Genomic DNA, 13,633 nt, shown 5'->3' with positions numbered 1-13,633 from the left:
TCCCTTTTTGCCTTTTATACACTAAAATTTCCTTCCTTTTGGTAAAATTACTCCGCCAGAGGCTATTATTTTAAATCCGTCTTGGATTGAAATGTCGGTTTCTATAATATCAGAAGCAGGGTAAATAAGATAATATCCAGAAGTTGGATTTGGAGAGGTTGGTAAGAATACATTATAAAATTCTTTTTCTCCAATTTTCCAAGGTTCTTTACTGGTCAAAAATGCAAGAGTATATGTATTTTCCCATGGATACTTTATTATAACCACTTTACTGAAAGCAGAGTGATCTATCATTATTGCATTTACAAGTTGTTTTGTCGCATTATAGATTCCTTTTGCAAAAGGAAGTCTTTCCATTATTTTATCAAGAGTTTTCATAGACCATATTCCTATAAAACTAGATGTAATAAAACCTATTAAATAAATACCAATTATAACTACAATAAATCCTAAAATGGAAGAAATGGAAATTGGAAGTTTTGAAAATAAAGGGATTTGAGCAAAATGTCTTCCCAAAAGCCCTCCTATTTTTTGAATTAAAAACCATATAATACCTAAAGTTAGCCCTAAAGGAAGGATTGCAACAAGACCTGTTATGAAATATCTTTTCATTCTATTCTTGAAACTCATCTTTTTAATAATAAAGTTTTTATTTAATTAGTCAAGTACTATTTAGAGGAAGAGAGAGTAGCATAAGCTAAAACGGCAATAGCTACTTTATAAAGAACATCAGCAACATTTCCTATTGTTTTCCAGAAACCTGTTTCTATTTTGACTTTTGCTGGAACTACAATTGTGTCTCCAGGTTTTATTTCAGGAGACCCTTTTAGAATTTTACCTGAAGCTCTTCTAACATATATTTCTTTTTTGTTTGCAGAGGGTTTTAATCCTCCTGCAATATTTAAATAATCTTTTAGTGAAAATCTCTCTTTGTAGATTATTCCTGTTGGATTGTAAACTTCTCCTATTATTTGGACAATTTTTGGTATCTTTGGAACTTCTATTCTATCTCCATCCTCAAGAGGTGTTTTTAATTGAAGGGTATCCAGTAAATTTATTATAACCCTTCCGGGAATTTGGATTTTTTTAAGTTCTGGTAAAAGTTCCTCTCCAAACTTAATATATTCCTGGGCTGCTGTGGCGATTTCTGGTTCAAAATTTCCTAAGACTTCTCTTTGTTGTAAAATGAGATCCGAATGTGTTTCTATTTTTAAATTCTCAAGAGCTTCTTTTTGAGATTCTTCTAAGGCCTTTTTTATAAATATAGTTCCCTCCGGATAAGCGTTTTCTGTAAAGCCCCCAGCTCTTTCAATAACTTCTTTAATTGTTGTTACTCCATCTTTTATTTGATATTTCCCTGGGTATAAAAATTCTCCATCTAAGTAAACGTAACTTTCTTTTCTTTCTTTTGATAGAACTTTTAATTTATCGTATTCTTTAAGTTCAATATTTCCTTCTACTGGATCTTTAAGATTAATTCTCATTATTTTTTCCGGTTCTCCAGGGCTAATGAAACGAATAAGTTCTGCTTCTTCTAAGGTTGTTCCTTTGCTTTTTGGACCCCCTGCTTCTTCAATTAGTTTTAGAATAGTCATTCCTTTTTTGAATTCATATATTCCTTCCTTCTTTACATCTCCATAGATTTCTACATAATTATGGTAATATGGAAAAATCTCAAACACAGAAATAAGATCTCCATTCTCTATTTTGAATGTTTTTGAAATTTTTTGAAAATCATTTACATTTTCAAAATTTAAGTCTTCCAGAAATTTTTCATCTTTTGAAGAAATTCTTTCAATTTGAATTCTTTTTCTCCCAGCTATTGGAGAAAACCCCCCTGCCATTTTTATTATATCTTCTAAGTATTCTTTCCCTTCTAATTCATATATACCAGGTTTATTAACAGCTCCTTTTATTCCTACAACAGATCCAATTGGAGGGACATAGATAATATCTCCAGATGAAAACTGTATTAATGGTAAGGATTGCCCTTCAACAAAAAGTTTGTAAAGATCAATGTTTTTATTCCCATTTTCAGAAATATATTTTATTTTTCTAAGACTTCCCGATTTTTTTACTCCTTCTGCTTCAAAAAGCGGAGATAGAGGATTTGATAAAACAGAGATGTTATAAATTCCTGGGTTATTGACTTCTCCGAGAACAAAAACACTTACACTTTTTAAATTTCCTAAGCTTACGTTAACCTCAATATTCGTAAACTCCTTTTTAAAAGCCTCTTCAATTATTTTTTTGCTCTCTCCATAAGATATACCCCAAAGATTTAAACTTCCTACATAAGGAAGGACAAGTTCTCCATTACGATCGATATTTTTTGTAAATGAAGTATTAAGATCTTTTCCTGAAATTTCTATATAGAGTTCGTCTCCTGGACCTAATATGTAATTATCAGCAATTGGAGCAAAAATTGGGGGTTCTAATAGATAAGCTTCAAACATATCATATCCAAATTGCTTTAAATTCGGCGATATAGAATCAAGTTTTTTATTCACTTTTAATAATTTCTTTCGGAGACCGAAGTATGTTGTATCTGCTGAGATTATATATTTTAAATATTTGTCTATTGATTTTTCATTTACGTCTTTTAGGTATTTACCCCTCATTTCAATCTTTAAAGATTCTGTTTTTACTTCTTCTATTAAAGAATCCCTTAATTTTTGTAGTTTTTCTTTTTGGGAAGTAACAAAATATTTTTCGTTAAACATTTTTTCTATTGTTGAAAGTGTCTCAGCTTCTGGAATTTTAATTAATCTTTTTTCTCTAATAGTGTCTTTTTGAATAGGTTGTGGAGTTATTGTTTTCTTTGGAGTGAGTTTCTCTAAAAGATTTTTGTCTATTGTTTGTCCAAATGAAATTAAAGAAAACAGTATAAAATTAAAAATTATCATTATTTTTTCTTTTCTCATTTTCTATCCGTTTTCCTCATTCTATACTTTTTTTTAAGTTTGTCAAGTGTTTACTAAGTTCTTTAAATATTGACAATTTAAAAAGAAAAAATATAATAACCAGAGATTTATGATTTACATTAACGAGAATTATTTAAAATTACAATCTTCTTATCTCTTTGTAGAGATAGAGAGAAGAGTGAGAGAATATAAAGAAGCGAATCCTAAAAAGGAGATTATTAGCCTTGGTATTGGTGATGTTACAAAGGCCTTACCAAAAGCTTGTATAAAAGCTTTAAAAAAAGCGGTAATGGAGATGGCAGATGATAAGACTTTTAGAGGATATGGTCCATCTAATGGTTATTCTTTTCTTAGAGAGAAAATTGCTGAAGTGGATTTTTGCTCTAGGGGAATAAATATTTCTCCAGATGAGATTTTTATAAGTGATGGAGCAAAATCTGATACTGCTAACATTCAAGAGCTTTTTTCTCTGGATCTAAAGGTTGCCGTTCAGGATCCTGTTTATCCAGTTTATGTTGATACAAATGTTATGGCAGGTAGAACAGGAAGATGGGAAAGTGGCAGATATAAAGGTTTGATATATTTAGAAGCAACAGAAGAGAATGATTATATTCCTTCTTTACCGAAAGATAAAGCAGATCTAATTTATCTTTGTTTTCCTAATAATCCTACAGGCGCTGTTATTACGAAGGAAAAACTTAAAGAATGGGTAGATTATGCAATGAAAAATAAAGCTTTAATTCTTTATGATGCTGCTTATGAAGCTTTTATTCGTGATAGAAATATCCCAAAAAGTATTTATGAGGTAGAAGGAGCAAAAGAAGTAGCGATAGAGTTTAGGAGTTTTTCTAAAACAGCAGGGTTTACTGGAACTAGATGTGCATATACTGTTGTGCCAAAGAATTGTATGGCTTTTGATAGAGAAGGGAGAGAGCATTCATTAAATGAATTTTGGGGTCGTCGCCAGACTACGAAATTTAATGGGGTTTCTTATCCTGTTCAGAGAGCCGCTTTTGCAGTTTATTCTAAAGAAGGACAAAGGGAGGTGAAGAATTTAATTGATTATTACCTTAATAACGCTGGAATACTACGGAGAACGTTTGAAGAATTGGGTTATAAATGTAATGGAGGGGATAATTCTCCTTATATTTGGGTAAAAATTGGAAAAGATTCTTGGGAATTTTTTGATTTACTTTTAAAAGAAGCAGGAGTTGTTTGTACTCCTGGTGTTGGTTTTGGGAAGTGTGGGGAAGGTTATATAAGATTAAGTTCTTTTAATACAAGAAGTAATATAATGAGGGCTGTGGATCGGATTAGAGAGGTTCTAAAATGAGATTTTGTTTAATTTTGCCCTCTTGCGTGAACTTTAATTATTAATTATATATAACTTCAAAGAAAGGAGATGAGATATGGGGTATTTTTTGGGTATAGATCTTGGCACAAGTGGTGTTAAGGCTCTTGTGATGGATGAGAGAGGAGAAAAGATAGTTACTTCCACAGTTGAATATCCTCTTTATACACCAAAAGTAAACTGGGCTGAGCAAAATCCAGCTGAGTGGTGGGAAGCAACAGTAAAAGCGATAAAACAAGTTATTAGTAAGGCTTCTATTTCTTCTTTTGATATAAAAGGGATAGGGCTTTCCGGTCAAATGCATGGGCTTGTGGCTTTGGATAAGGAGTATAAAGTCCTTCGACCTGCAATCTTATGGTGTGACCAAAGAACAGAAAAGCAATGTAATTATATTACAGAAAAGATAGGGAAAGAAAGATTAATTGAGCTTGTTTCGAATCCTGCTCTTACAGGATTTACTGCTGGAAAATTGCTTTGGGTTAGAGATAACGAGCCTGAGATTTATGAAAAAATTTATAAGATTCTTCTCCCAAAAGATTATATTCGTTTTTGTCTTACTGGAGAGTTTGCAACAGAAGTTTCTGATGCATCTGGGACTCTTTTTTTGAATGTTAAAGAAAGGAAATGGTCAAGGGAGTTATTAGATGAACTTGATATAGATATTGATATTCTTCCTCGTTGTTTTGAATCTTCTGTTATAAGTGGAAAAGTTAGTTCTATAGCGAGTAAAGAAACAGGTCTTAAGGAAGGAACACCTGTTGTTGGGGGTGGGGGAGATCAGGCAGCCCAAGCTCTTGGGACGGGAATTGTAAGAGAAGGAGTGATCTCTTCAACCATTGGCACATCTGGAGTTGTTTTTGCTGCGAGTGATACTCATCGTCTTGATCCTGCACATACATTACATACATTTTGTCACGCTGTAGATGGAAAATGGCATTTAATGGGTGTTATGTTATCAGCTGGAGGTTCTTTGAGATGGTTGCGAGATAGTTTATTTGCGCATTTAAAGATAGAAGCAGAGAAAAGGGGTATAGATCCTTACATTTTGATGGAAGAAAAAGCTGTTAAGGTTCCTGTTGGGAGTGAAGGTCTTATATTTTTACCATATCTCACAGGAGAAAGAACTCCTTATCCTGATCCTAATGCAAGAGGAGTTTTCTTTGGCTTGAGTCTTAGACATACAGATGGACACTTTATTCGTTCTGTAATGGAAGGAGTTGCTTTTGGCTTAAGAGATTCTTTAGAGATAATTAGGAAACTTGATATTACTGTAAATGAAATTAGAGGCTCAGGAGGAGGAGCAAAATCTCCTTTCTGGAGACAGATTCAAGCAGATATAAACAGTTCTCCCATTACCACTGTGAATATAACTGAGGGTGGAGCTTTTGGTGTTGCACTTCTTGCTGCAACAGCTACTGGGGTTTATTCAAGTATTCAGGAAGCCTGTGATGCTGTGATTAAGGTTACAACGAAAACGAATCCTATAGAGGAGAATATTAAGAAGTATGATGAATATTACGCTATTTATCGTTCGCTTTATCCTGCTCTTAAAGATAGATTTCTCCATTTAAGTGAGATTCACGAAAAACATGCTTGAGATTGAATAAGATTTTTAAATTTCGGGAAGCTGGGATTTTATTCGCCCTTATAGGGATTTGGGTAATCACGGCAATCTTTAATCCTCGTTTTCTTTCTTTTTATAATCTCCAAGTTCTTTCAAGACAGATTGCGGTTTTTGGCCTTATAGCAATTGGAGAAACTTTTGTAATTTTAACGGGAGGGATCGATCTATCTCCTGGATCTGTTATTGCGTTAACTTCAGTTCTTGCTGCTTTTTTTATCAATAACGGTTTTGGTATTTTTGGAGCAACTTTTATTACAATTTTAATTGCATTTATGATTGGGCTTTGGCATGGACTCTTTATTACAAAACTTGGCATTCCGCCTTTTATTATAACTCTTGGAACTTTCGCTATAGGAAGAGGATTTGCCACAGTTTTAACTAAAGGCTGGCCTATCATAAATATTCCAAATTCTTTTTCTTTTATATGGGATGGAATTGTATTTAGGTTCATTCCCTTCCCTGTTCTAATTCTTTTAGTTGTTTCTGCAATCTCTATTTTTATTTTGACAAAGACTATTTATGGAAGACACATCTATGCGGTTGGGGGAAATATTGAGGCTGCAAGGCTTTCTGGTATTGATGTTGATAGTATAAGGGTATTCACATATATTTTTTCTGCAGTTTTATCTGGAGTTGTTGGCGTAATGCTTACTTCAAGATTAAAGCAAGGCAATCCGAATGTAGGTGTTACTTATGAGATGTATGCTATTGCAGCTTCAGTGATAGGAGGAACAAGCTTATTTGGAGGAATTGGGACTATAGTTGGAGCCTTAATAGGGGCAGGAATTTTAACGGCCGTTTGGAATTCTTTGGTTTTGCTTGAAGTCTCTTCTTACTGGCATCAAGTGATTCTTGGTTTTATAATTGTAATCTCTGTAACTATTGATGTTTTACGTGAAAAACTAAAGGAGGTATAAAATGAGTAAAATATTAAAATGGTTGTTTTTTATTTTAGGGATTTTAGCTTTTACTTTTGGTTGTCGTAAAAAAGAAATTCGTTATGGGGTAATTGGGAAATGTGTAGGACCTTATTGGGATGTTGTAAGAAAAGGAGCAGAAGATGCGGGTAAAGAATTGGGAGTAAAAATAACTTTTTTTACACCCCAAAAAGAAGATATTCCTCAACAGATAGAAACTCTTGAGACTTGGATTTCTATGGGCTTTAGCGGAGTTGCGGTTGCTCCTTCTGATCCTGAAGCTCTTACATCTCCTATAAATTCTGCTATAGAAAAGGGTGTTCCTGTTCTTACGATAGATACAGATGCCCCAAATTCAAAGAGAATTTGTTACATAGGGACTGACAATTATATTGCTGGTAAACTTGCAGGAGAAAAAATGGCAGAAATACTTAAAGGCGAAGGTAAGATTGCAATAGCAACTGGTTCGCTTACAGCAATGAACTCTTTACAGAGAATGAAAGGTTTTGAAGATGCAATCAAAAACTTTCCCAAGATAGAGATAATAAAGCCTATTCTTTGCGATAATGAAGAAACTTCTAAGGCTGTAGAACTAGCAGAGACTATTTTACTTAACAATCCTCATTTAAATGGATTTTTTGGAGTTTATGCTTTTAATGGTCCATCTGCCGCTAAAGCTGTAAGGTCTGCAGGAAAAAAAGGAGAGGTTCATATTGTTTGTTTTGATGTTACAGATGAGCATTTGTTTTTGATAGAGGAGGGTTTAATTGATGCTACAGTAGCTCAACGACAGTATATGATGGGTTATGAGGCTGTAAAGATCCTTCACAGTATCAACGAAAAGGGTCTACAGGCCACCCTAGATTCTTTACCGCGAAACGAAAATGGTGATTACATAATTGATACAGGAGTAGATATTGTTAGTAAAAATAATATTAAAGAATATCTTAAATTAATGGATAAGTGGGGAGTTCCGCACACTTTTAGGCTGTGAAGAAAGAAATCCTTCTTAGAATGGAGAAGATAAGTAAGTCTTTCCCTGGAGTGAAGGCTCTAAGTGGGGTAGATCTTGAAGTTTATAAAGGAGAAGTTCTCGCTCTTGTGGGAGAAAATGGAGCTGGGAAGACTACTCTTATGGAGATTCTTAATCCCCATCCTGCCCCTACAGGCTTTTACATTCAAGATGAAGGAAAAATTTATTTTGAAGGGAAGGAAATAAAACCTAAAAATCCTTTAGATGCTCGGAAGATAGGAATAAGTTTTATTCATCAGAACTTTAACTTGGTGCCAAACCTTTCGGTTTATGAGAATATGTTTTTGGGAAGAGAATTACGAAAAATGGGTTTTTGGGGAGTGGTTGATAAAGAAGAAATGAGAAAGTTGTCTAATTTTTATCTTAATAAGCTTGGGGTAAAAATATCTATTGATCTACCGGTGAGCAAATTAACTGTTGCTCAAAGACAAATGCTTGAAATCGCGAAAGCTCTTTCTTTTCAAGCGAAGCTTATAATAATGGATGAGCCGACAGCTTCTCTTACGGAAAATGAAATTGAAAATTTGTTTAGAATTGTAAATAAACTTAAAAAAGAAGGGGTTTCTTTTATTTTTGTGACCCATAAAATAGAAGAGGTTTTCAAAATTGCAGATCGAGTTGCAGTTTTAAGAGACGGGAAAATGATTGGAGTTTTAAAGATTAAAGAAGCCACACCGAAGAAGATAACAAAGATGATGGTTGGAAGAGAATTAGAAGAATTTCCTGAAAAAAAGCGAGAGTTTGGGAAAGAAATCTTAAAAGTAAAGGATCTTACTAAGGAGGGTGTATTAGATAGAATTAGTTTTGAGGTAAAAGAGGGTGAAATTCTTGGTTTTTATGGTCTTGTGGGAGCAGGAAGGACAGAGACAATGAGGGCTATATTTGGATTAGATAAGTTAGATGAAGGCGAGATTTATGTAGAAGGAAAGAAAGTTCAAATAAATTCACCAAAAGATGCCATAAAAAAAGGGATTATTCTCATTCCTGAGGATAGACAAAAAGAAGGTTTTATACCCCTAATGAATATTAAAGAGAATATAACTCTTTTGGTTCTAAGAGAAATTTTTAAACAGAAGATTATTAGAGAAAAGAAGGAAAATGCTATAGTTAGGTATTACATAAATAGATTAAAAATAAATCCTCCAAATCCGTTTTCTATTGTAAAAGGTTTATCTGGAGGAAATCAACAGAAAGTTATTTTTGCTAAGGGACTTGCGTCAAAGCCAAAATTGATTATATTAGATGAACCCACTAAGGGGATTGATATAGGGGCAAAAGGAGAGATACATTTTTTAATTTATCAACTTGCTGGAGAAGGGTTAGGGGTAATTGTTGTATCTTCTGAATTACCAGAAGTAATAAAAATAAGTGATAGAATTATTGTAATGGCAGAAGGGAAAATAAAAAAGGAATTTTTGAAGGGCGAAGCCCGAGAAGAAGAAATTGTCCGTTCTGCTGTGATGGGTTAAACAAAAGAAAGGAGAAGAATATGGGGAAATATTTAAGTGGTATAAAAAAGGTAAAATTTGAAGGGAAAACCTCTAAGGATCCTTTAGCTTTTAAGTTTTATAATCCAGATGAAGTCATTAACGGGAAGAAAATGAAGGATCATCTTAGATTTTCAGTTGCTTATTGGCATTCGTTTAGAGGGACAGGAACTGATCCTTTTGGGAATGGAACAATTGAGAGGCCTTGGGAGAAGTTTTCAGATGAAATTGATAGAGCTAAAGCGAGAGTGGATGCGGCTTTTGAACTTTTCGAAATTCTTGGAGTTCCATTTTTCTGCTTCCATGATAGAGATATCGCTCCAGAAGGAGAAACTCTTGCAGAAACAAACAAGAATCTTGATATAATTGTAAACCATATAAAGGAACATTTAAAAACAAGTGAAACAAGAGTTCTATGGGTGACCGCAAATCTTTTCTCCAACCCAAGGTATATGCATGGAGCAGCCACTTCTCCATATGCGGATGTTTTTGCTTATGCTGCAGCTCAGGTTAAAAAAGCTCTTGAGATTGCGAAAGAACTAAATGCCGAAAATTATGTATTTTGGGGAGGTAGGGAAGGATATGAAACCTTACTAAATACAGATATGAAGCTTGAGTTAGACAACCTTGCTCGTTTCCTTCACCTTGCTTGTGATTATGCAGAAAAGATTGGTTTTGATGGACAATTTTTAATAGAGCCAAAACCTCACGAACCTACTTCACATCAATATGATTTTGATGTTGCTACGGTCATAGGGTTTTTAAGGAGTTATGATTTATTTGATAAATTTAAAATAAATATAGAGGCTAATCATGCAACTTTGGCAAGGCATACATTTCATCACGAGTTGAGGATGGCTCGAATTAATGGAGTTTTGGGAAGTATTGATGCAAATCAGGGAGAACTACTTTTAGGATGGGATACTGATCATTTCCCAACAAATGTTTATTGGACAACTTTAGCTATGTATGAAGTGATTAAAAATGGTGGGCTTGGAAGAGGAGGTCTAAACTTTGATGCAAAGGTAAGAAGGGGTTCTTTTGAAGTAGAAGATCTTATATATGCGCACATTTCAGGAATGGACTCTTTTGCTAAAGCTTATAAGGTAGCAGATAAGTTAATTAAAGGTGGAGAGATTGATAATTTTATTAAAGAAAGATATTCAAGTTATTCCACAGGGATTGGAAAGTCAATTGTTGAAGGGAAAGAGGATTTTGAATCCCTAGAAAGATACATCCTTTCTAAAGGAGAGCCAAAGGTTCAATCTGGAAGACAGGAGCTTCTTGAGATAATTCTTAATAGTTATCTCTTTGATTAAATTCTATTTAAGTTGAAAAATTAAGGAGGCTCTACTTTCCGGTAGAGCTTCCTTTTTTTATTCTATAAAAACTTTCAGGGGGTCCTAAGTAAGTAGGTGGGATTTCTTTTGTTTCCACCACTATTTTTTGAAGAACAAGACCTGGATCAACCATCCAAAAATTCAAGGTGTGGTATCCAGGGTGTTCAATATAATGTTGAGAAGTTGAAATTTTTATATTATTTGATACAGCTTCATTCCATGTTGGTGGATATTTCCAATCAGGAATTGTATCATTTTTATGAACATTTATTATTTGTGGGGATTCATCGTCGAAAGAAATTCCATAATGTAATCCTTCTGTATTATGAAAATTCTGAGTGGGGGAGAAATAAACCTTTACTTTCACTTCGCCCTTATTAAAAAGAAACATTTTATATTCTAATTTAGGGCTATCTTCTCCTAAAATTTGCCTTTCAGCTGTGACAGGGAAAGGTGTAACTCCAGATAGAGTTCTACTTAAATCAGGGATGACTATCCATTTTATATTATCTTTTTCAATAGCTCCCGTATAATGTTCTGCTTCTATTGATACATATCCATTACTTTCTATAAAGCCTTCTATTTCTTCTATTTTTGGAGATTCTGGATTCTTTACAATTGCCTTTACTTTTACTTCTTTTTTTAGAGCTTTTATATTAATTGGTATTATGTGATTTCCTTTTGGTGTTCTTTCCCAATCTATTTCAATCCATATGCGTTTTTCCTTTTCAATTTTGCCTTTTTTCTCTGATATGATTACCCACGGTTCTTTACATATTATTTTATAATCAAAAGGGATCTTCCCACGGTTAAATATTTCTATATAATATTTCTGTTGATTATAGCAGTCAAATTCTGGCAATATTGCTTCACTTTTTTCTTCTGGCCACCAATTATCACTTCCTTCGATTGCAACACCCATTTCCGCAGTATTAGGAAGTTTTATTACCTTTATTTTTGGCATAATATTTTTTTCCGGATCTTTCCAAGAGGAATAACCAATATGTGGTTGCCCTATTATGTGATTCCATTTTCCATTTGCTATTTTTTTATGATAGTATTCGGTTAACTCAGTGTCTTTTCTAAATAACTCTTTTACTTTATCTGCGAGATCATTTGTGCTTGCACGTCCTTGCTTTGCATATAGATAATTTTTCCCTAACGTAACATACATTTCGTTTAAATTTGCAGAAGCTATGGTTGGGAAAAGGACCAACTGGTAATAGGCATCTTTATATTCTTCCTGTAAATTTTCGTAAATTCTTAAGGCTTTATCTCTCATTTTATTATATTCCTCTACGATTCTTTCGGCTTCTTTAAAGTGGATAAGACTGTAAGTGGTAGAATCAAGTAATTCCGGTTTTCTTCTGGAATTATACTTTGTGTATTTTGTGAGAATTTCAGCTATTTCTTCAGCGAATGCCTCTCCAAATTGTTGCTTGACCCAAAGTTTTGTATATTCTGGTAATTTATCAATGGTCAAGGCTTCAGGATTCCATGCATAGTCTAAGAAGAATTGAGTGGGAAGTTCCATTTGTTTTATGTCCCCAACATTTACAATCCAGATCTTTCTTACCCCATATTCGTAGCAAAGATGCATCTGTTCCCAAATTCTTGGAATTAAATTTGTATTTATCCATTTGTAACTTCTTGGACCTCCAACAAAGTCAAAGTGGTAATACATGCCATAACCGCCAGCGTGGAAAGATTTATCTAATTTTGGTAGTCTTCGAACATTGCCCCAGTTGTCGTCACACAAAAGTAATGTAACGTCTGGAGGAACTTTCATCCCTTTATCATAATAATCTTGGACTTCTTTATATAGAGCCCAAACTTGAGGAACCTTATAAGCTGGCTTTCCTAATACCTTTTGAATTATTTCTCTTTGGTCTTTTATAATTTTTTCAAGTAAGGCAATCTCAGTTTCTTCACTCATAGGTTCATCTCCATCTCCTCTCATTCCTATCGTAATAAGGCTTTCATATCCATTCATCCTTTTTATCCCTTCTTCCCAGAATTCTTTTAATTTTTCTTCATTTAATCTATAATCCCATCTTCCAGAACCGAAGCGTCTCCACTCATCATGAGCTCTCATCATAGGTTCGTGATGGGAAGTTCCTATTACGACTCCGTATTCATTTGCTAATTTTGGATTTAAGGTATCATCAACATAGAAAGCTTTACCCCACATAGCAGGCCAAAGGAAATTTCCTTTTAATCTTAATATTAGCTCAAAAACCTTTTCGTAAAATTTAGAATTAAACCCTCCAAAATTTTCTCTAACCCACTCTCCGAGAGCTGGTTCTTCATCGTTGATGAAGATACCTCTATATTTTACCTTTGGCTCACCTGAAATGTATCTATTTACTGAAATAAAAAGATTTTCCTTCTTTTTAGGAGGAACATCAGCCCACCAATACCAAGGAGAAACACCTATTTTAGAAGAAATTTCAAACATCCCATATATTGTTCCACGTTTATCACTTCCTATTATAAAGAGAGCCTTTTCTATTTTAGGGAAAGGATTTTCTAAAACCTGAATTAAGAATGCTTCCCATTTACCTTTAATTCCACTAATATCAATTTTTTTCTCTTTTATTAGATTATCAATAAATTTGTTTTTTCCAACCGTTCCAATTATAATGAGTTCTCTTGCCTTTGGTATAGTGTCGACAAAAAGGAGAGGCTTTCTATTAGTTACTCTTTCAATATCTTCTTGAAAAATTTTTGCTATTTTAATTACACCTGGGTAATCAGAAGAACTTATTAGTAAAGGAGTAGTTTTCTTAGAGGAAGAAAGAGGAAATATTTTCCCTTCTTTTTCTAAAAATATGGAAAAATTAGACTCTAAATTTGCTTTTGAGCAAAATGAAATAAATAAAAGAAAAATTATACCTTTAAGTTTATTTAATTTCATTATTAAATTTTATTAAATTGTTTGAAGGAGTCAAGGTTTT

Annotated in this window: 9 protein-coding genes; 6 read left to right on the top strand and 3 right to left on the bottom strand. The window is 33.5% G+C overall.

What is annotated here, in order from left to right; all coding sequences use genetic code 11:
• Positions 1 to 21 precede the first annotated feature (21 nt).
• Together ABIN61_02910 and ABIN61_02905 are read right to left on the bottom strand one after the other, a co-directional pair.
• Positions 22 to 630: a DUF502 domain-containing protein gene (locus ABIN61_02910; GenBank protein ID MEO0293157.1), complete on the bottom strand. Its 609-nt coding sequence runs from the start codon at positions 628 to 630 to the stop codon at positions 22 to 24.
• Positions 631 to 668: 38 nt separating this feature from the next.
• Positions 669 to 2,924 (bottom strand): SLBB domain-containing protein, encoded by a 2,256-nt coding sequence (locus ABIN61_02905; GenBank protein ID MEO0293156.1) that lies wholly within the window; start codon positions 2,922 to 2,924, stop codon positions 669 to 671.
• A gap of 109 nt (positions 2,925 to 3,033) precedes the next feature.
• Between ABIN61_02905 and ABIN61_02900 the strand changes: the two genes are divergently transcribed.
• From ABIN61_02900 to xylA, 6 genes are all read left to right on the top strand, one after another.
• Positions 3,034 to 4,257 (top strand): LL-diaminopimelate aminotransferase, encoded by a 1,224-nt coding sequence (locus ABIN61_02900; protein MEO0293155.1) that lies wholly within the window; start codon positions 3,034 to 3,036, stop codon positions 4,255 to 4,257.
• Between the two features lie 76 nt (positions 4,258 to 4,333).
• Positions 4,334 to 5,872: a xylulokinase gene (xylB, locus tag ABIN61_02895; GenBank protein MEO0293154.1), complete on the top strand. Its 1,539-nt coding sequence runs from the start codon at positions 4,334 to 4,336 to the stop codon at positions 5,870 to 5,872.
• Positions 5,873 to 5,874: 2 nt separating this feature from the next.
• The gene (locus tag ABIN61_02890) at positions 5,875 to 6,816 is read left to right on the top strand and encodes an ABC transporter permease (protein ID MEO0293153.1); all 942 of its coding nucleotides are present in this window, start codon (positions 5,875 to 5,877) and stop codon (positions 6,814 to 6,816) included.
• Between the two features lies 1 nt (position 6,817).
• A complete protein-coding gene (locus ABIN61_02885) occupies positions 6,818 to 7,810 on the top strand; it encodes a sugar-binding protein (protein MEO0293152.1) in 993 nt (330 codons plus the stop codon).
• Positions 7,807 to 9,318: a sugar ABC transporter ATP-binding protein gene (locus ABIN61_02880; GenBank protein MEO0293151.1), complete on the top strand. Its 1,512-nt coding sequence runs from the start codon at positions 7,807 to 7,809 to the stop codon at positions 9,316 to 9,318. Before ABIN61_02885 ends, ABIN61_02880 begins: the two co-directional genes overlap by 4 nt.
• A 20-nt stretch (positions 9,319 to 9,338) precedes the next feature.
• Positions 9,339 to 10,655, top strand: coding sequence for a xylose isomerase (xylA, locus tag ABIN61_02875; protein ID MEO0293150.1), 1,317 nt, complete (start codon positions 9,339 to 9,341; stop codon positions 10,653 to 10,655).
• 31 nt (positions 10,656 to 10,686) lie between these two features.
• Here the strand turns inward: xylA and ABIN61_02870 are convergent, their stop codons facing one another.
• Positions 10,687 to 13,593 (bottom strand): glycosyl hydrolase 115 family protein, encoded by a 2,907-nt coding sequence (locus tag ABIN61_02870; protein ID MEO0293149.1) that lies wholly within the window; start codon positions 13,591 to 13,593, stop codon positions 10,687 to 10,689.
• Positions 13,594 to 13,633 lie beyond the last annotated feature (40 nt).

The sequence above is a fragment of the candidate division WOR-3 bacterium genome, assembly GCA_039804165.1.
In the GTDB taxonomy this organism is placed as follows: Bacteria; Hydrothermota; UBA3072; order UBA3072; family UBA3072; genus JAFGHJ01.
The sequence above is the reverse complement of the archived record's forward strand: the minus strand, read 5'-3'. Positions and strand labels throughout refer to the sequence as shown.